The sequence below is a fragment of the Pseudomonas sp. LBUM1678 genome, assembly GCF_059695575.1.
In genome coordinates, this window is sequence record NZ_CP166775.1 from 5,240,153 (window position 1) to 5,259,509 (window position 19,357).

Here is a 19,357-nt window from a genome sequence, read left to right on the forward strand (position 1 = left end):
CACACGGAGTGCCGGCCAGCAACAAAAAAATCTCGACCTAAAGAAAAGGCGCATCCCAAAAGGATGCGCCTTTGCGGTCAGCCTTACTCAGCCTTTGGCGTTTCGCGCAGACGAATGTGCAGCTCGCGCAATGCCTTGGCATCTACAACACCCGGAGCTTGCGTCATCACGTCGGCAGCACTCTGGGTTTTCGGGAAGGCGATCACTTCACGGATCGACTGGGCGCCGGTCATCAGCATGACCAGACGGTCCAGACCGAAGGCCAGGCCACCGTGTGGCGGCGCGCCGTACTTCAGGGCGTCCAGCAGGAAGCCGAATTTCTCTTCCTGTTCCGCTTCATTGATACCCAACAGGCGGAACACCGTCTGCTGCATTTCCTTGCGGTGGATACGGATCGAACCGCCACCCAGCTCGGTGCCGTTCAGGACCATGTCGTAGGCACGGGACAGAGCGGTCGCCGGATTGGCTTCCAGTTCTTCCGGGGTGCACTTCGGCGCGGTGAACGGGTGGTGCAAGGCGCTGAAGCTGCCGTCGTCGTTCTCTTCGAACATCGGGAAGTCGACGACCCACATTGGCGCCCACTTGCAGGTCAGCAAGTCCAGGTCGTTGCCGACCTTGATCCGCAGTGCACCCAGGGCTTCGCTGACGATCTTGGCTTTGTCGGCGCCGAAGAACACGATGTCGCCATCGACCGCGCCAACACGATCAAGGATCACGTTGAGGTTGGCTTCAGGGATGTTCTTGACGATCGGCGACTGCAGGCCTTCAACGCCTTTGGCGCGCTCGTTGACCTTGATGTACGCCAGGCCCTTGGCACCGTAGATACCGACGAACTTGGTGTAGTCGTCGATCTGCTTGCGCGGCATGCTCGCCGCGCCCGGTACGCGCAAGGCGGCGACACGGCATTTCGGATCGTTGGCAGGACCGCTGAAGACCTTGAAGTCGACTTCTTTAAGCTGGTCGGCAACGTCCACCAGTTCCAGCGGGTTACGCAGGTCTGGCTTGTCGGAACCGTAACGACGCATGGCCTCTTCGAAAGTCATGTGCGGGAATTCACCGAACTCCAGGTCCAGCACTTCCTTGAACAGGTTACGAATCATGCCTTCAGTGAGGCCCATGATGTCTTTTTCATCGAGGAAGCTGGTTTCGATGTCGATCTGGGTGAATTCAGGCTGACGGTCGGCACGCAAGTCTTCGTCGCGGAAGCACTTGGCGATCTGGTAGTAACGGTCGAAGCCGGCCACCATCAGCAGTTGCTTGAACAGCTGCGGCGATTGCGGCAAGGCGAAGAACGAACCGGCGTGAGTACGGCTCGGTACCAGGTAGTCGCGAGCACCTTCAGGGGTGGCGCGGGTCAGGATCGGCGTCTCGACGTCGAGGAAGCCGTTCTCGTCCAGGTAGCGGCGGATGCTGGTGGTCATGCGCGAACGCAGACGCAGCTTCTCGGCCATTTCCGGGCGACGCAGATCAAGGAAGCGATAACGCAGGCGGGTTTCTTCGCCGACGTCGGAGTACTCGTTCAACGGGAACGGCGGAGTTTCCGATTCGTTCAGCACTTCCAGTTCGTAGCCCAGGACTTCGATCATGCCCGACGCCATGTTGGCGTTGGTGGCACCGGCCGGACGCAGGCGAACCTTGCCGGTGATCTTCACAACGTATTCGCTGCGCACGCGATCGGCGGCGGCGAAGCTCTCGGCGCGGTCCGGGTCGAACACCACCTGGGCCAGACCGTCACGATCACGGATATCGAGGAAAATCACCCCACCGTGGTCACGGCGACGGTGAACCCATCCGCAAAGGGTAATTTCCTGGCCTTCCAGGGCTTCGTTCAGTTGGCCGCAATAATGGCTGCGCATCATGGTAGTGGTTTCACTTCTCGTAATTCGAAATTCGGTTGGAGGCCTTGCAGAGGTTGCAAGAGCTCGCGCGTAGTCGTTCAACTCAGGTTCCAGACCTTAGTCAGCTTTGTCGCCGCCGGCCAGATTCTTCTTGGAACCGGTCTTGAAATCGGTTTCGTACCAGCCAGTGCCGCTCAGGCGGAAGCCCGGCATGGACAGCATCTTTTTAAGCTCTGGCGCCTGGCAGGCAGGGCAGTCGACCAGCGGTGCTGCGCTGATCTTTTGAATGGCTTCCAACTGATGACCACAGGAAGCACATTGATAGTCGTACATCGGCATGGGGGTTGTCTCGGCGATCAGGTTGCTACCGCGCACGCTGGGTTTTGCGGCAAAGAGCGGGATTATATCCATTAAATGCAGCCTGTGCAGCCGTAAGACTGCACAGACCGACACTCTGCCCGATCCATCGTCGTGGCTAGGGCATTACGGCGCAGCCACCTTCTTTCAGGCTGTGCACGACGCAGACAACCCGCACCAGCCCGGTGAAGTTCTTGACCCCGCCATGACGCAGGTGCACTTCGCGGTCCACATGGGACAGCAGCGCACTGACCGTACAGCAATTGACCTTGGCCATATCGCCCAGAATATCCCAGTACACCTGCTCAAGCCGCAAGCAGGTGGCGAAGCCATTCAACCGCACCGACCGGGACAGAGGCTGGGCCAGCCCCATATCAAATTCGCTGACAAACGGATCAATCCTTATGTCCTTGACCGGACCGACCCTCCCCTCGCTTCGCCTGTCTCCATAATCCATATCGCTGACACTCCTTTGTCATCCCTGGCTTCTGTAAGAGCACTCTCCGTGGCCTTATAAAAGCGCAGGCGCAAAGGTATATCCAGATGACTTTATGACCATCGACGTAGGATAAGCCAACAGCTGAAGGGCGATCATGGAGAGCGTCCTAGGCCGGCCGTTTTCCTACGCAACCAGACGAGTTTTAACGAGCGCAAAAGCGATTTGAGGAAGGCAAAGACCGCGAACAACACCCGATGGGCATCATTCGCGTACTGACGATATTACTGATCGAGCAGGGACCGCAGCATCCACGCGGTTTTTTCGTGGACTTGCATGCGCTGGGTCAGCAGGTCAGCCGTCGGCTCGTCGCTGACTTTTTCCAGCAGCGGAAAGATCCCGCGCGCCGTACGCGTCACCGCTTCTTGCCCCTCGACAAGCTGTTTGATCATGTCTTCGGCGCTGGGCACGCCAGCTTCTTCCTTAATAGAAGACAGACGCGCATAAATCGAATAGGCGCCTGGCGCAGGAAACCCGAGGGCGCGAATGCGCTCGGCAATCGAATCGACGGCCAGGGCCAACTCGTTGTATTGCTCCTCGAACATCAGGTGCAGGGTCCGAAACATGGGACCGGTGACATTCCAATGGAAGTTATGGGTTTTCAAATACAGCACATAAGTGTCCGACAGCAGACGCGAAAGCCCGTCGACGATGGACTTGCGGTCCTCTTCACTGATACCGATATCGATTGCCATGTTTATCCCCTAAAGGTGATGAGTTCATCCAACAGGTGCAGGACCACTCTAGCAAGCCTGCCACCCCCTCGCAGCCCGGGATTGCACAATGGCCTGCGACAAATCGCCCCGCGAAGCACCGCCGGACTGCCTGATTTGAGTAGCTGCAGGCTTTGCTGTTAAATAGACAGTGTGTCGCGACCGCCTATTTTCCGGGGGCTGCGCATAGGCTGGTACCGGGTACGTGTCCAACGCCTCTTATTGTTCTGAAGCGAACCGTGCTCCATCAGCTCTTCCTTGTGATCCGTCTTAACGTGAGTTAATCAAAATGTTGAAAATCGTCCACCTGCTAATGGGCGCAGCAGCCCTGCTGCTGTCCTTCATCCCTAGCCTGCGATCCGAAGCAGTACCTTACCTGCAACAACCCGATGCGCTGTACCTGGCCTTTTTCGGCCTGCTCAACCTCACCCTTGCTCCCGTTATCCCTTACTGGAACAAAGGCCCACGTCATCAACTGCAAAACCTGGTCAGCGCCCTGCTGGTCCTGGCTGTCGTCCTGCAAACCCTGACCTTGCTCGCGCCAATGCCTGTCATTGCCGGTCAACCTGCCGTGCTGTTCAGCCTGGTGGCTGCCCTGATCGCCGTTCTCCTGCACCTGGCAATCAGCTTCTACAAATCTTCGCCGGCCGCTGCCTCGCCAAGCTATGACATGAGCAACCGCGATACCGGCACCGTCAAGTGGTTCAACACCTCTAAAGGCTTCGGCTTTATTTCCCGTGATTCCGGCGATGATATTTTCGTGCATTTCCGGGCCATTCGTGGCGAAGGTCACCGTGTTCTGGTCGAAGGCCAGCGCGTGGAGTTCTCTGTCATGAATCGTGACAAAGGGCTGCAAGCCGAAGACGTGATCGCCGCATTGCCGCGTCGCTGATTCAAGGCTAAAAAAAACCGCGAGCAGCTGAGCTGTTCGCGGTTTTTTATTGCCTGCAGTTTCAATAATGCGGCGGTGGCGCTTCTTCCTCGAAGGTTTCGAACTGGCCAGCCATTTCTTCCTGACGCTTGAGCAATGCGGCCATTTGCAGCTGCAGGCGCTCAACGGCGCGCTGCTGCGTCGCCAGCACATCGCTCAATGACTGGATGGTGTCATCCTGAAACGCCAGTTGGCTCTCCAGATCGGTAACGCGATCTTCCAGGCTCATGATTCAACCCTCCAGAAACGTGAAGTCTTCAGTCAATACCAGACGCAGTCGCTCGCGAATGGTCGCGACCTGCTCTGCGCTGTAAGGCACGGCCGGGTGTTTACCCCAGACCGGGGCTGGCCAGGCAGCGTCACCACGCGTGCGCACAATCACATGCATGTGCAACTGACTGACGACATTGCCCAGGGCCGCGACATTCATCTTGTCCGCGCCGAACGAATCCTTTAGCAACTGAGCCAGCAGGGTCGTTTCCTGCCACAACGACTGTTGATCTGCGACACCCAATTGAAATATCTCACTGATATCGTCGCGGCGTGGCACCAGGATGAACCAGGGGTAGCTCGAATCATTGGATAACAGCAACCGGCAAAGTGGGAAATCGCCAATCGGTAGCGTGTCTTGTTGAAGTCGTGGATCTAAAGCGAACACTCTGCGCACTCCCGCCGGGTCATCAGTTTTCAGCTTAGTGCCCATCCAGAAAGGCGGCGCACCAAGCGACAGGACGGCAGCATACCCGTGATCACCGCTGGCATCACGCTGAACGAACGCCCCGAAATGGGCCTTTTTCTATCGAGACGCACCAACACAGAACCGAAGCCTGCCCCCACAAAGGCGAAATGACTGATATCCCATGAATAGTTCCAGCCGTGTCATGAGCCCACTGTATGAATTCAGCACAGTGATTAAGATTTTTTGCACCAAAACCGCACAGTGCGTCTACGCTGAGTGCGGCAGCATCCGTGAATTACTCACCGAAGGGGTGAACCGGTAACATTTTTCGTTGTCATGCGATCGGCTTCACGGTAACAACACCATGCAGTGCACGGCGTCAAGCGTACGAAGAACGCGCTCGAAGCCCCCGGTTTTATGAGGTTTTTACAGCGACAGGCAGGCTTTCAGAAAAAAATAGCAGCAGAATTCTGATTTGTGCACGCTTGTTGCATTCACACCCACATCGCTTAGGAAGCCTCCGCTGGAAGTGGAAGCCCCAAGGCAAATAAAAACAGTGGCAGGGTTGCCCAATGGAGATTCAAACGTTTCACCAGGGACTCTTTTTACCGACGCTCAAGCCTTGGAAAACAACGCTAAAAGTTGCCAATCCGGTTGCGTCGAGGCAGTAAATTTGCGACATCTACCCAGCTGTTTGCGACAGGGTCGTAAAGAAGCTGAAAGGTTAGATACGCAAGTATCGCCAACATGGTCGGCGTGATATAAGTTTGCGCCGACACAAAAAGAAAGAGCCGCCCAGATAATAAAACAGGTGGGACGGCAGTACTCTTCTAAAACCAAAGGAGCAAATCACGATGCGCGTGATGAAGTGGAGCATGATCGCACTGGCAGTTGCAGCAGCAGCCAGTACCCAAATGGCTACGGCCGCACCTTTCGTAAGTGACCAGGCTGAAGCCAAAGGTTTTGTTGAAGACAGCTCGTTGAACTTGCTGGTTCGCAACTACTACTTCAACCGTGACAACAAAGACACCGCCAAAGACGTCAAAGACTGGACTCAAGGTCTTTGGGGCACCTACAACTCCGGTTACACCCAAGGTACTGTTGGTGTTGGCGTTGATGCATTCGGTTACCTGGCCATCAAACTGGATGGCGGCGATGGCACTTCCGGTTCGGGCAACATGAGCCGTAGCGACACTGTCAACCCTAACAACGGTGCCCGCGACGTTAACGACAGCCAGGGTAAAGCCGGCGCTGCCGTTAAGTTCCGCATCTCCAAAACCGAGCTTAAATTCGGCGACATGTCGCCAAGCACTGCTCCAGTGTTTGCTGTTGGCGGTTCCCGTATCCTTCCTCAAGTTGCCAGCGGTTTCCAACTGCAGAGCAGCGAAGTCAAAGACCTTGACCTCGAAGCCGGTCACTTCTACTCGGGTTCCAGCCAGGACAAAAACGCCCGTGACGGCGACCTGTGGGCAAACTATGCCGGCGTGAAAGCCGACAGCATGGACTATTTCGGTGGCAAGTACGGCATCACCGAGAACCTGAGCGCATCGCTGTATGGCGCCAAGCTGGAAGATATCTGGAACCAGTACTACGCCAACGTGAACCTCACCACCCCAATTAGTGGTGACACGTCGCTGAACACTGACTTCAACATCTACCGCACCACCGACACTGGTGACGCGAAAGCCGGTGACATCAGCAACACCGCGTTCTCGCTGGCTACTGCTCTCTCGTTCCTGAAAGCACACACCATCACCCTGGCCTTCCAGAAGGTTAATGGCGATACCCCGTTCGACTACGTCGGTATCGGCAAGAATAACCGCGGCGGCGACTCGATCTTCCTCGCCAACTCCATCCAGTACTCTGACTTCAACGCCCCTGGCGAGAAGTCTGCCCAGGTTCGTTACGACCTGAAAATGGCTGAGTACGGCGTTCCTGGTCTGAGCTTCATGACCCGTTACGTGAAAGGTTGGGACATCGACGGTACCAACACCCCAGCAGGCAGCGCTTACGCCGGCCTGTACGGTGAAGATGGCAAACACAACGAAACCAACTTCGAAGCCAAGTACGTTGTTCAGACTGGCCCGGCAAAAGATCTGTCCGTCCGCTTCCGTCAAGCTTGGCACTTTGCTAACGCCGACGAAGGTGAAGGCGACGTGAAAGAGTTCCGTGTGATCGTCGACTATCCACTGTCGATTTTGTAATCGCATCCAGTTAGTTTGCGGTAACAAATAAAAAGGCCCATCTTCGGATGGGCCTTTTTTTTAACCGCGTTGCGCAAGACGTTAATGATTAGCTTGCTACCCAATAAGCCTGACCGTTAAGTCAGACTTTGGTAACAACACACCTCAATTCACTGCTGCTTCCTGAACCACACGAATAACTCGCTGCGGGAACGGAATATCGATACCGGCTGTTTTCAAACGATCACGGGATTGTTCATTGAACATGAACATCACATCCCAGTAATCCGCCGTTTTCACCCACACTCGCAGAGAAACAGTGATCGAACTATCGCCCAACGTCGAAATCACTGCCTGAGGTGCCGGTTCAGCCAAAATACGCTCGTCTTTGGCCAGATCCAGCAAAACTTCACGGGCCTTCTGAAGATCCGCTTCGTAATCCACGCCCACATCAAACACAACTTTGCGGGTTGGCTGACGATTTGTATTGGTAATAATACCGTTCGACAAGTTGCCGTTAGGCACGATGATGGTTTTGTTGTCGCCGGTACGCAGCACGGTGTGAAAGATCTGAATACTGTCGACAGTACCCGCAACACCTTGCGCTTCGATCCAGTCACCAATACGGAACGGACGGAACAACAGAATCAACACGCCGCCGGCGAAGTTTGCCAGGCTGCCTTGCAAAGCCAGACCAATGGCCAGACCTGCCGCACCGATGGCTGCAACGAACGAGGTGGTTTCTACACCGATCATCGAGGCCACGCTGACGATCAGTAAAACCTTGAGAATGATATTCGCCAGGCTGCTGATAAAACCTTGCAGCGCGAGGTCGGCGTTACGCAGCGCCAGCAGGCCACCGAGCTTTTGCGTCACCTTGTTAATCAGCCACCAGCCGATGGCCAGGGTGAGCACCGCCAGCAACACGCGGCTGCCGTATTCCATGATCATGGGGATCCAGGCTTGGGATGCCTTGACCAGATTGTCTACTTCAGTATTCAAATCCATCTACGTTCTCCTGATTCCCGGCCATCCGGCACGCGAAAAATAAGCGGCAGAAAAGACTAACCCCACTCGGGATTCAGTCGTTTCTGCCGTTGCTTGGGCCTCGGACGCCGAAAAGGCCGAGAGGTTCCCGCTTGAAAGGTCAGTCGCGGAAATTATTGAACTGCAGTGGCATATCGAAGGTCTTGGCGCGCAGGGCCGCGATGGCTTCCTGCAAATCGTCGCGCTTCTTGCCGGTGATACGCACTTGCTCGCCCTGAATGGAAGCCTGGACCTTGAGCTTGGCGTCCTTGACGTGAGCAACGATTTTCTTCGCCAGCTCTTTGTCGATGCCTTCCTTGAGGACGGCTTCCTGCTTCATCAGCTTGCCCGACGCGTAGGCATCCTTGACCTCAAGGCACTGCACGTCGATCTTGCGCTTGACCAGGGACAGCTTGAGGATCTCGATCATCGCTTCCAGCTGGAAGTCAGCTTCGGCGGTCAGGTTGACGGTCAGGTCCTTTTCCTTGAATTCAAAGGTGCCCTTGCCTTTCAGGTCATAACGGCGATCGAGTTCCTTGACGGCGTTCTCGACCGCGTTGGTGACTTCGTGTTTGTCCAGTTCGGATACCACGTCGAACGACGGCATGTAATCTCTCCAATAAAAGGCGCGCTCGATAGCGATGGCGCGCGCTTGGCTTGCGGTTAAAATCGGGCTCATTATAACGGGTCTTTTCCAACCGATACTGCGAGCCTCACATGCCTGCGCCAAACCGAGCAAAAAGCTGATGTCCACCACCTGGCATGTATTGGGCGCCGGCAGCCTCGGCACCTTGTGGGCAACCCGCCTGGCGCGGGCCGGGGTGCCGGTCCGGTTGATCGTGCGCGATGAGCAGCGCTTGCAGGCGTATCAGGCGGCTGGTGGGTTGACGCTGGTAGAGCACGGCGAAGCCAACACCTATGAGATCCCCGGTGAAACACCGCACAGCAGCGAGCCGATCCACCGCCTGCTAGTGGCCTGCAAAGCCTACGATGCCGAGAAGGCCGTCGCCCAACTGGCGCCACGCCTGACGCCGGATGCCGAGCTGATCCTTCTGCAAAACGGTCTGGGCAGTCAGGACGCTGTCGCCGCGCAGGTTCCACAGGCGCGTTGCGTATGCGCCTCCAGCACCGAAGGCGCGTATCGCGATGGCGACTGGCGCGTGGTGTTTGCCGGTCACGGCTACACCTGGCTGGGGGATGCCGGCCATCCGGTGGCGCCGATCTGGCTGGACGACTTGTCTGCCGCCGGTATTCCTCACGAGTGGAGCACCGAGATCCTGACAAGGCTGTGGCGAAAACTGGCACTCAACTGTGCGATCAATCCGCTGACGGTGCTGCACGATTGCCGCAACGGTGGCTTGCAGGAACACCATTGCGAAGTCGCCACCCTCTGCGGCGAACTGACCGACTTGCTGGAACGATGCGGTCAACCGGCAGCGGCCGAGGACCTGCAACAGGAGGTCGAACGGGTGATCCAGGCCACGGCGGCCAATTACTCCTCGATGCACCAGGACGTCGCGAGTCAGCGCCGAACCGAAATCAGCTACCTGCTGGGCTATGTCTGCAAAACGGCCTCGCGGCACCGGCTGAACCTGCCCCATCTCAATCAGCTTGAGTCGCGGTTGATCGCCCATCTGCACAGCCTTGGATTGCCCAGCGACTGAGCAGCGGCTACGCTGGCCACTTGTTCCTTTTCAGCGATGAACCTGATGCCATTGCGCCAGCGTCTCGAAAACCTTCCGGTCGGCCAGAAACTGCTGGCCGCCCTGCTCGTGCTGTTGATCACCATCCTGCTGGTCGCCAACCTGACCTTTATCAGCGCCGCGTATTACATCTCCCAGGAAAGCATGGCGCCCCAGGCCTTGCAGACCATCGGACGTCTGGTGTCCAACCCGAGCCTGGTGGCCGACGCCTTGACGTCGAAGCAAAGCGCCGAACGCCTGCTCAACGAACTCAACAGTTATTCACCGCTGCGGGCGGCAGCCCTGTACGACGGCAAGGGTGAGCGACTGGCGCAATTGCAGCACGGCGAAAAGCTGCACCTGCCGGATCGCTATCGGCACATCGAATCCTGGCAGGCCACCGAGTTTCGCAGCAACCAAGTGATCACCCTGCCCCGCCCCGGCACCGCGCCGGGGCATCTGTTGTTGGTGGCCAGCAGCGAATTGCCGGTGGCGTTCTACACCGGAACCCTGACCGCCAGCCTGGGCATTCTGATCTTCAGTGTGCTGTTGTGGCTGGTGATCGCCCGGCAGATCAAACGCCTGATTACCCGGCCGATCCATCAGCTCGAAGAGTTGTCCCGGCAAGTGACCCGTGAAGAGAACTACGCCCTGCGCGCCTCCCGTGGCAACCACGATGAAATCGGCAGCCTCGCCGAGGCGTTCAACACCATGCTCTCGCGGATCGAAGCCCGGGAGCAGCAGCTCAAACGTGCCCGGGACGATTCCCAGGCAGCTTACGATCAGGCGCAAGGCCTGGCCGAAGAAACCCGCCACACCAATCGCAAACTGGAACTCGAAGTCCAGGTGCGCAGCAAGATCGAGAAGAAACTCACCGGTTTTCAGAACTACCTCAACAGCATCATCGATTCCATGCCGTCGGCGCTGATCGCCCTCGACGAGCAGCTCTACGTGACCCAGTGGAATCAGGAAGCCAGCGCCCTGTCCGGCACGCGTCTGGACGAAGCCTTGAACCAGCCGATCTTCCTCGCCTTCGAGCCGCTGAAACCGTTTCTGCCGCAGCTCAAGCAAACCGTCGAGCAGCACACAGTGGCGAAGATAGAGCGCGTCACCTGGTTCAAGGACGATGAACCCAAGCACTACGCGCTGACCTTCTACCCGCTGATGGGCGGTGCCGGGCGCGGTGTGGTGATCCGGATCGACGACATCACCCAGCGCCTGTCGCTGGAAGAAATGATGGTGCAGTCGGAAAAAATGCTCTCGGTCGGTGGTCTCGCCGCCGGCATGGCCCACGAAATCAACAACCCGTTGGGCGCGATCCTGCACAACGTGCAGAACATTCGACGACGCCTGTCGCCTGATCTGCCAAAGAACCTCGAACAGGCCGAGCAATCCGGCATTTCTCTGGAAACGGTCAACAGATACCTGCAAGCACGCGAAGTACCGCAGCTGCTTGATGGCATTCAACAGGCTGGCGCCCGGGCGGCGAAGATTGTCACCCACATGCTCAGCTTCAGCCGCCGCAGCACCCGGCAAATGGCCCCGTGCGACCTGCCGGCGCTGATCGATCAAGCGGTGGAAATCGCCGGTAACGACTTCGACCTGGCCATCGGTTTCGACTTCAAGGGCCAGGCGATCATCCGTCAGTTCGACCCGGCACTGGGCCCGGTGCCCGGCACGGCCAACGAACTGGAACAAGTGCTGCTCAACCTGCTGAAAAACGCCGCCCAGGCCATTCACCAACGTGAAGACGACAGCGAACCCGGGCGAATCATTCTGCGCACCCGGCTGAACCCGCCGTGGGCCGAAATCCAGGTCGAGGACAACGGCATCGGCATGAGCGAGAACGTGCGCAAACGCACCTTCGAGCCGTTTTTCACCACCAAGGAAATCGGTCAGGGCACGGGCCTTGGCTTGTCGGTTTCGTATTTCATCATCACCAATAACCACAAGGGTCAGATGGAGGTGCAGTCGACATTGGGCCAAGGCACCTGTTTCACCTTGCGCCTGCCGCTGGCGGGCAGCCCCGTCATCTCTCAAGAACTCAATCAGCTATCGAGGTAACCCATGGGTTTTCGCTTGTCGAAAATTTACACCCGCACCGGTGACAAAGGCGAAACCGGACTCGGCGATGGCCGCCGCGTGCCCAAGGACCACCCGCGGATCGACGCCATTGGCGAAGTCGACACGCTGAACAGCCAGGTAGGCGTGCTATTGGCCGGGTTGGCGGCAGAAAGTGCTGCGTATCCGGGCTTGAACGAGGTGATTGAGGTTCTTGCGCCCTGCCAGCATCGGTTGTTCGATCTGGGTGGCGAGTTGGCGATGCCGGTGTATCAAGCGCTGAATGCAGCGGAGATCGAACGCCTGGAAGCGGCGATCGATGTGTGGAATGAAGAGCTGGGGCCGCTGGAAAATTTCATTCTGCCGGGTGGTTCAACGCTGATTGCCCAGGCCCATGTGTGTAGAAGCCTGGCGCGCAGCGCGGAGCGGCGGTGTCAGCATTTGAATGCGATTGAACCGTTGGCCGGGGTTGGGTTGGCGTATATCAATCGGTTGTCGGATTTGTTGTTTGTGGTAGCGAGGGTGATTGCCAAGCGCCAGGGGGTTGCCGAGATTCTTTGGCAGCCGGCCGCTAAGCCCCACGAATAATCGGCGTATTCGAGGACGCTATCGCGAGCAGGCTCGCTCCCACATTTGATCGCATTTCTTCAAGAAGAACTCGGTCAACTGTGGGAGCGAGCCTGCTCGCGATGAGGCCAATGGCTACACCAAAGAATCAGGCCAGAACGCCCGAATCCCCGCCACACCCTGCGCCCCCGCTTCCCAAGCCTTTTGCTGTTCCGCCGGGCCAACACCGCCCAACAGGAAAACCGGCTTACTGAAACCCTCGATCAATGTCGCAGCCTGCTCCCACCCCAGCGGCAGCGCATCCGGGTGGGTCAGCGTCGGCTGCACCGGCGACAAGGTCACAAAATCCACCCCCATCTGCTCCGCCAGCGCCAGTTCTTCAGCGTTGTGGCAAGACGCCGCCAACCAGCGCGACGCCGGTAACGGTCGGCCCGCTGCCGCGTACTTGCGCAACTGTGCTGCGGTGATGTGCCAACCCGCGGACGGGAAGTCGCCCAACCACTCGAACGGGCCCTTGATCATCAACTGCGCCTTGCCGGCACACAGCCCCGCCGCATCCACCGCCAGATCACGGTATTTCGGATCGTAACCGTTGGGTGCACGCAGCTGGATCAACTTGATGCCGCCAGCGATGGCTTTCTGGATACCGCGCAGCAGTGCCGGGGTTTCCAGGTCTTCCGGGGTAATCAGGTATTCGCCAGGCAACCGTGCGGCCGCAACGATCGGCTGGTTGGCCGCCGGGAATTCGTAGTTCAGCAGATCGCGCTGAGCCACCCATTCCAAAGGCTGGCCTTCGGCACCGTGGGGTTCGCCGGTAAAGGCCGAGACTTCCCAAACGTCCAGCAACACTTGCTTGTCCGGGTAATCGTGGCGGACTTTGATCAACGGTCGCGCGGCGCTGACCACAATACCCAGTTCTTCCTGGAGCTCGCGAGCCAGGGCGGTTTCGACGGATTCGTCGTCCTCGACCTTGCCCCCGGGGAATTCCCACAAACCGCCCTGATGCTGGGTGCCGGCACGGCGTGCGATAAGGATCTTGCCACTGTTGTCACGGATAACAGCGGCGGCTACGTGTACTCGTTTCACTGCCCGATCTCCTCCAGACCTGCCTTCTGCCAGGCCTTGAACGACGGCCATTGGTAGAGGGTTTCGACGTAGGCTTCGTCCACTGCCGGCAACTTCACCTGATAAGTGCGCAAGCGCACGGCAATCGGTGCGAAGAAGGCATCGGCGAGGGTCGCGCGGCCAAACAGGAACGGCCCGGTTTCAGTGGCGGCCGCACGGCATTCGGCCCAAAGCGCCAGCATGCGTTCGATCTCCGCCTGCACATCAGGGGGCGTCGGCGACAGCGGTGCATCGCGGCTCAGGTCGAAAGGCATGTTGCCGCGCACGGCAAAAAATCCGGCATGCATCTGCGCACAGGCCGAGCGTGCCTGGGCACGGGCGGCGGTGTCTTTGGGCCAGAGACCGGCGTCGGGGAATTGTTCGGCCAGGTATTCGGCAATCGCCAGGGAGTCGGCGATGGTGCCGTGTTCGGTTTTCAGCAGCGGGACTTTACCGGTCGGCGAGTGCTTGAGCAGACGTTCGCGGGTGTCCGGCTGATTCAGCTTGATCAGTTCTTCGGTGTAAGGGGCGCCAGTGAGGTCAAGGGCCAGAGCGCCACGCAGGGACCAGGAGGAAAGCAGTTTGTCGCCGATGATCAGGTGGAGGCTCATGTTCGGGACCTTTTGATGAGGAAAGCAGGCCAGTCTTGTGGTGACTGACAGACCGTCATCGCGAGCAGGCTCGCTCCCACAGTGGATCGAGGTGTACACAAATCCAATGTGGGAGCGAGCCTGCTCGCGATTGCAGCGACTCGGTCTACGGGGTGATCAAGTACGGTACTCGGCGTTGATCTTCACGTATTCGTGGGACAGGTCGGTGGTCCAGATGGTTTCGCTGCAATCGCCGCGACCCAGTTCGATACGGATAGTGATCTCTTCCTGCTGCATCACCGCTGCGCCCTGGGCTTCGGTGTAGGTCGAGGCGCGGGCGCCACGGCTGGCGATGCAGACTTCGCCGAGGAACACGTCGATCTTGCTCACGTCCAGGTTCGGCACGCCGGCACGGCCGACGGCGGCGAGGATGCGGCCCCAGTTCGGGTCGGACGCGAACAGTGCGGTCTTGATCAGCGGCGAGTGCGCCACGGTGTAGCCGACGTCCAGGCATTCCTGGTGATTGCCGCCGCCGTTGACTTCGACCGTGACAAACTTGGTCGCGCCTTCGCCGTCACGCACGATGGCCTGGGCCACGTCCATGCACACTTCAAACACGGCTTGTTTCAGCTTGGCGAACAACTCACCGCTCGCGGAGGTGATTTCCGGCAGCGCAGCCTGACCGGTGGCGATCAGCATGCAGCAGTCGTTGGTCGAGGTGTCGCCGTCGATGGTGATGCGGTTGAACGACTTGTTCGCGCCATCCAGCAGCAGGTTTTGCAGCACGTCGCGGGAGACTTTGGCGTCGGTGGCGATGTAACCGAGCATGGTCGCCATGTTCGGGCGGATCATGCCCGCGCCTTTGCTGATGCCGGTGACGGTAATGGTCACGCCATCATGCTGGAACTGGCGGCTGGCACCTTTCGGCAAGGTGTCGGTGGTCATGATGCCGGTAGCGGCAGCTTCCCAGTTGTTGACCGACAGATCATCCAGCGCGGCTTGCAGCGCGCCTTCGATTTTCTCGACCGGCAGCGGCTCGCCGATCACGCCGGTGGAGTACGGCAGCACCAGGCTGGCATCAACGCCAGTCAATTCAGCCAGTTTGGCGCAGGTGCGCTCGGCAGCCGCCAGGCCAGGTTCGCCGGTACCGGCGTTGGCATTGCCGGTGTTGGTCAGCAGGTATCGCACCGGGCCTTGCACACGTTGCTTGGCCAGAATCACCGGAGCAGCGCAAAAGGCGTTGAGGGTGAACACACCCGCGACCGTGGAACCTTCGGCGCAGCGCATGACCACGACATCTTTGCGCCCCGGGCGCTTGATGCCGGCCGAAGCGATACCGAGTTCAAAACCGGCAACCGGGTGCAACGTTGGCAAAGGACCAAGACCAACAGCCATGAATGCGCTCCTTAATAAATGATGTCAGCACCGCTTTCAGGAAGAACGGTGGTGTAAATGGCAAAACGCCGCGACGGCTGATGCCGGTCGCGGCGCGGGTATTTCAGCGGTTGAAACGGGTTTTACTGGATCTGCCCGTGGCAATGCTTGAATTTCTTGCCCGAACCGCAGTAGCACAGTTCGTTACGGCCCAGCTTCTGTTCGTTGCGAACCGGTGCGGTGGCGAGGGCGACGTCGACCTCTTCACCGAGCAATTCCGGTTGCTCGAGACCCGGCGCTTCGTCGTGCTGGAACTGCATGCGCGCCGCCAGTGCCTCGGCTTCCTGACGCAGGCGTTGCTCTTCTTCGATCGGATCTTCGCGGCGAACCTGAACGTGCGACAGCACACGGATCGAGTCGCGCTTGATCGAATCCAGCAGCTCGGAGAACAGCGTGAACGACTCGCGCTTGTACTCTTGCTTCGGGTTCTTCTGTGCATAACCACGCAAGTGGATGCCGTGACGCAGGTGATCCATGGTCGACAGGTGGTCTTTCCACAGGTCGTCGAGCACACGCAGAACGATTTGCTTCTCGAAGGTGCGCAGCGCTTCGGCGCTCGCCTGTTCTTCTTTCTCGTTGTACGCCGCCAGCAATTCGTTCAGCAGCTTCTCGCGCAGGGTTTCTTCATACAGGTGATCGTCTTCGTCGAGCCATTTCTGGATCGGCAGCGCCACACCGAAGTCGCTCTGCAACGCCGCTTCCAGACCGGCCACGTCCCACTGTTCAGGCAGCGATTGCGGTGGAATGTGCGCGCTGACGGTCGCGTTGAGTACGTCCTGACGGAAGTCGGCGATGGTTTCACCGATATTGTCGGCAGCCAGCAACGTGTTACGCATGTGATAAATCACTTTACGCTGTTCGTTGTTGACGTCGTCGAACTCGAGCAGTTGCTTGCGGATGTCGAAGTTACGACCTTCAACCTTGCGCTGAGCCTTCTCGATGGCGTTGGTCACCATGCGGTGCTCGATCGCTTCACCGGACTGCATGCCCAGGGCCTTCATGAAGTTCTTCACCCGGTCAGAGGCGAAGATGCGCATCAGGCTGTCTTCCAGCGACAGGTAGAAACGGCTGGAACCGGCATCACCCTGACGACCGGCACGACCACGCAGCTGGTTGTCGATACGGCGCGATTCGTGGCGCTCGGAAGCGATCACCTGCAAGCCGCCCGACTCCAGCACTTGCTGGTGACGTTTCTGCCAGTCGGCCTTGATCTGGGCAATCTGCTCAGGGGTCGGGTTTTCCAGGGTCGCGACTTCCACTTCCCAGTTGCCGCCCAACAGAATGTCGGTACCGCGACCGGCCATGTTGGTGGCGATGGTCAGCGCACCCGGGCGACCGGCCTGGGCAATGATCTCGGCTTCTTTTTCGTGGAACTTGGCGTTCAGAACCTTGTGTTCGATGCCTTCCTTCTGGAGCAGATTGGACATGTGCTCGGAAGTTTCGATGGTTGCAGTACCCACCAGAACCGGACGGCCCAGGGTCATGCATTCCTTGATGTCATTGATGATCGCCGCGTATTTCTCTTCGGCGGTCAGGAACACCAGGTCGTTGTAGTCTTTACGCGCCAGCGGCTTGTTCGGCGGGATAACCATCACCGACAGACCGTAGATCTGGTGGAATTCGAACGCTTCGGTGTCCGCGGTACCGGTCATGCCGGACAGCTTGTTGTACAGACGGAAGTAGTTCTGGAACGTGGTCGAGGCCAAGGTCTGGCTCTCGGCCTGGATGTTCAGGTTTTCCTTGGCTTCGATGGCCTGGTGCAGGCCTTCGGACAGACGACGACCCGGCATGGTACGACCGGTGTGTTCGTCGACCAGGACAACCTGACCGTCCTGCACGATGTATTCGATGTTGCGGTTGAACAGTTTATGAGCGCGCAGACCGGCATAAACGTGGGTCAGCAGGCCCAGGTTGTGCGCCGAATACAGACTCTCGCCTTCAGCCAGCAGGCCGACGCCGGTCAGCATGTCTTCGATGAACTGGTGACCGGCTTCGTTGAGTTCGACCTGACGGGTCTTCTCATCGACGGTGTAGTGGCCAGCCTTGGTGACTTCACCTTCCACTTCTTCGACGTGCAACTCCAGCTGCGGGATCAGTTTGTTGATCTCGATGTACAGCTTGGAGCTGTCCTCGGCCTGACCGGAAATGATCAGCGGGGTACGGGCTTCGTCGATGAGGATGGAGTCGACTTCGTCGATCACGGCAAAATTGAGTTCACGCTGGAATTTTTCTTCCATGCTGAACGCCATGTTGTCGCGCAGGTAGTCGAAACCGAATTCGTTGTTGGTGCCGTAGGTGATGTCGGCGGCGTAAGCCAGACGTTTCTCTTCCGGCGGCTGGAAAGGCGTGACCACGCCGACTGTCATGCCGAGGAATTCGTAGAGCGGACGCATCCAGTTGGCGTCACGGCGGGCCAGGTAGTCGTTCACCGTCACAACGTGCACGCCCTTGCCGGACAGCGCGTTGAGGTAAACGCCCAGTGTTGCCACCAGGGTCTTGCCTTCACCGGTACGCATTTCCGCGATCTGGCCTTCATGCAAGGTCATGCCGCCGATCAGCTGGACATCGAAGTGGCGCATACCCATGACACGCTTGCCGGCTTCGCGGGCGACCGCAAAGGCTTCAGGCAACAGCTTGTCGAGGGTTTCCCCTTTGGCGATGCGGGCCTTGAACTCATCTGTCTTGGCACGCAATTGATCGTCCGAAAGGGCCACCATTTGCTCTTCGAAGGCATTGACGAATTGCACCGTCTTGAGCATGCGTTTGACTTCACGCTCGTTCTTGCTTCCAAAAAGTTTCTTTAACAAAGGCGCAAACATATCGGCAGGATCTTCCACACTAAAGGGATGGAGGGCGGCCCCGTGAGTCGCCCGTGCAGCCCTCATGGCCGCATGCGAACGAGCATTCTACCCGGAAACGATGGTGAGGAAAGTGGCGTTGTTCCACGATGCATGCACTGCGCTGTAACGGGGCTCACTTAAAATAAGGGCTTTTTACGCAACTTCAAGCCATTCGCGGCAGAAGTTACTCGTTGATTTAATGGGTAAAGCGCTCGCAAAGCAATGGGTCGGGTGCAGGTGGTGCTTTCTGCTACCATGGCGGCTCTGTTACTTCAGGTGTCTGATCATGGCATTTCGCCCTCTCACGGCCAGAGCACCCGCCGTTCTGCTTCGCGAAGCCAAACCGCTGAAAGCCATTTTCGGCCACGCTCAACGCCTGGGTCATTTACAACGCCTGCTCGATAGCCAGTTGCAGCCCGCCGCGCGCGAGCATTGCCATGTGGCCTCGTGGCGCGAAGGCAGTTTATTGCTGATCGTCACTGACGGTCATTGGGCCACCCGCCTGCGTTATCAGCAAAAGCGTCTGCAACGCCAGTTACAGATGTTCGACGAATTCGCCAGCCTGACGCGGATTTTGTTCAAAGTGCAGCCACCCACCGTTCAGCAAGGGGCGGCGGGCCATACCATCAGTTTGTCAACCGATGCCGGCGCAACCATTCAGGCCACGGCCGACGGGATCAGCGATCCGAATCTGCGGGCGGCGCTTGAACGCCTGGCGGCGCACGCCAAACCCAAAACCTGACATAAATTCCAATGTGGGAGCGAGCCTGCTCGCGATTGCGGTATGACATTCAACATACGTGTTGACTGATACACCGCTATCGCGAGCAGGCTCGCTCCCACAGTTTGATTGTGC

18 protein-coding genes are annotated in these 19,357 nt (G+C 58.3%); 6 read left to right on the forward strand and 12 right to left on the reverse strand.

What is annotated here, in order from left to right; translation table 11 throughout:
* Positions 1-83 precede the first annotated feature (83 nt).
* The 4 genes from aspS to ACA070_RS23885 all read right to left on the reverse strand — a co-directional run bounded on the left by aspS (position 84) and on the right by ACA070_RS23885 (position 3,386).
* Positions 84-1,859: an aspartate--tRNA ligase gene (gene aspS, locus ACA070_RS23870; protein ID WP_461955388.1), complete on the reverse strand. Its 1,776-nt coding sequence runs from the start codon at positions 1,857-1,859 to the stop codon at positions 84-86.
* A gap of 96 nt (positions 1,860-1,955) precedes the next feature.
* Positions 1,956-2,177: an FmdB family zinc ribbon protein gene (locus ACA070_RS23875; protein WP_010457489.1), complete on the reverse strand. Its 222-nt coding sequence runs from the start codon at positions 2,175-2,177 to the stop codon at positions 1,956-1,958.
* Between the two features lie 136 nt (positions 2,178-2,313).
* A complete protein-coding gene (locus ACA070_RS23880) occupies positions 2,314-2,652 on the reverse strand; it encodes a ribbon-helix-helix domain-containing protein (protein ID WP_131062266.1) in 339 nt (112 codons plus the stop codon).
* Between the two features lie 263 nt (positions 2,653-2,915).
* Positions 2,916-3,386, reverse strand: a complete 471-nt coding sequence (locus tag ACA070_RS23885) for a Dps family protein (protein ID WP_461955390.1) — start codon at positions 3,384-3,386, stop codon at positions 2,916-2,918.
* Between the two features lie 307 nt (positions 3,387-3,693).
* On the opposite strand from ACA070_RS23885, the gene ACA070_RS23890 reads away from it, so the two are divergent.
* A complete protein-coding gene (locus ACA070_RS23890) occupies positions 3,694-4,296 on the forward strand; it encodes a cold-shock protein (RefSeq protein ID WP_074879478.1) in 603 nt (200 codons plus the stop codon).
* 61 nt (positions 4,297-4,357) lie between these two features.
* On the opposite strand, the gene ACA070_RS23895 is transcribed toward ACA070_RS23890, so the two are convergent.
* On the reverse strand, positions 4,358-4,564 hold the full coding sequence (locus ACA070_RS23895; protein ID WP_010457497.1) for a SlyX family protein: 207 nt from the start codon (positions 4,562-4,564) through the stop codon (positions 4,358-4,360).
* 3 nt (positions 4,565-4,567) lie between these two features.
* Positions 4,568-4,993, reverse strand: a complete 426-nt coding sequence (locus tag ACA070_RS23900) for an HIT domain-containing protein (RefSeq protein WP_497448581.1) — start codon at positions 4,991-4,993, stop codon at positions 4,568-4,570.
* Between the two features lie 875 nt (positions 4,994-5,868).
* Here ACA070_RS23900 and ACA070_RS23905 point away from each other — a divergent pair.
* Positions 5,869-7,218 carry an OprD family porin gene (locus ACA070_RS23905; RefSeq protein WP_497448582.1) on the forward strand — a complete coding sequence of 450 codons (1,350 nt, stop codon included), beginning with the start codon at positions 5,869-5,871 and terminating at the stop codon, positions 7,216-7,218.
* Positions 7,219-7,362: 144 nt separating this feature from the next.
* On the opposite strand, the gene ACA070_RS23910 is transcribed toward ACA070_RS23905, so the two are convergent.
* On the reverse strand, positions 7,363-8,205 hold the full coding sequence (locus tag ACA070_RS23910) for a mechanosensitive ion channel family protein (protein ID WP_497448583.1): 843 nt from the start codon (positions 8,203-8,205) through the stop codon (positions 7,363-7,365).
* Positions 8,206-8,344: 139 nt separating this feature from the next.
* A complete protein-coding gene (locus ACA070_RS23915; protein ID WP_054045015.1) occupies positions 8,345-8,830 on the reverse strand; it encodes a YajQ family cyclic di-GMP-binding protein in 486 nt (161 codons plus the stop codon).
* 139 nt (positions 8,831-8,969) lie between these two features.
* Between ACA070_RS23915 and ACA070_RS23920 the strand changes: the two genes are divergently transcribed.
* From ACA070_RS23920 to ACA070_RS23930, 3 genes are read left to right on the forward strand one after another with little or no spacing between them, the layout of a single operon-like run.
* Positions 8,970-9,887 (forward strand): putative 2-dehydropantoate 2-reductase, encoded by a 918-nt coding sequence (locus tag ACA070_RS23920; protein WP_497448584.1) that lies wholly within the window; start codon positions 8,970-8,972, stop codon positions 9,885-9,887.
* 45 nt (positions 9,888-9,932) lie between these two features.
* Positions 9,933-11,969 (forward strand): sensor histidine kinase, encoded by a 2,037-nt coding sequence (locus tag ACA070_RS23925; RefSeq protein WP_497448585.1) that lies wholly within the window; start codon positions 9,933-9,935, stop codon positions 11,967-11,969.
* A gap of 3 nt (positions 11,970-11,972) precedes the next feature.
* Positions 11,973-12,554, forward strand: a complete 582-nt coding sequence (locus tag ACA070_RS23930) for a cob(I)yrinic acid a,c-diamide adenosyltransferase (protein WP_497448586.1) — start codon at positions 11,973-11,975, stop codon at positions 12,552-12,554.
* A 114-nt stretch (positions 12,555-12,668) separates the two neighbouring features.
* Here the strand turns inward: ACA070_RS23930 and ACA070_RS23935 are convergent, their stop codons facing one another.
* The 4 genes from ACA070_RS23935 to secA all read right to left on the reverse strand — a co-directional run bounded on the left by ACA070_RS23935 (position 12,669) and on the right by secA (position 18,480).
* Entirely contained in the window at positions 12,669-13,619 is a 951-nt protein-coding gene (locus tag ACA070_RS23935) for a Nudix family hydrolase (protein WP_497448587.1), read from the reverse strand.
* Positions 13,616-14,248, reverse strand: coding sequence for a glutathione S-transferase family protein (locus tag ACA070_RS23940; RefSeq protein WP_497448588.1), 633 nt, complete (start codon positions 14,246-14,248; stop codon positions 13,616-13,618). Before ACA070_RS23940 ends, ACA070_RS23935 begins: the two co-directional genes overlap by 4 nt.
* A 156-nt stretch (positions 14,249-14,404) precedes the next feature.
* A complete protein-coding gene (argJ, locus tag ACA070_RS23945) occupies positions 14,405-15,622 on the reverse strand; it encodes a bifunctional glutamate N-acetyltransferase/amino-acid acetyltransferase ArgJ (protein WP_008029257.1) in 1,218 nt (405 codons plus the stop codon).
* A 122-nt stretch (positions 15,623-15,744) separates the two neighbouring features.
* Complete coding sequence (gene secA, locus ACA070_RS23950; RefSeq protein WP_497448589.1) at positions 15,745-18,480, reverse strand: preprotein translocase subunit SecA; 2,736 nt, start codon at positions 18,478-18,480, stop codon at positions 15,745-15,747.
* 307 nt (positions 18,481-18,787) lie between these two features.
* Here secA and ACA070_RS23955 point away from each other — a divergent pair, with 307 nt between their 5' ends.
* Positions 18,788-19,243 (forward strand): DUF721 domain-containing protein, encoded by a 456-nt coding sequence (locus ACA070_RS23955; RefSeq protein ID WP_462028410.1) that lies wholly within the window; start codon positions 18,788-18,790, stop codon positions 19,241-19,243.
* Positions 19,244-19,357: the final 114 nt, after the last annotated feature.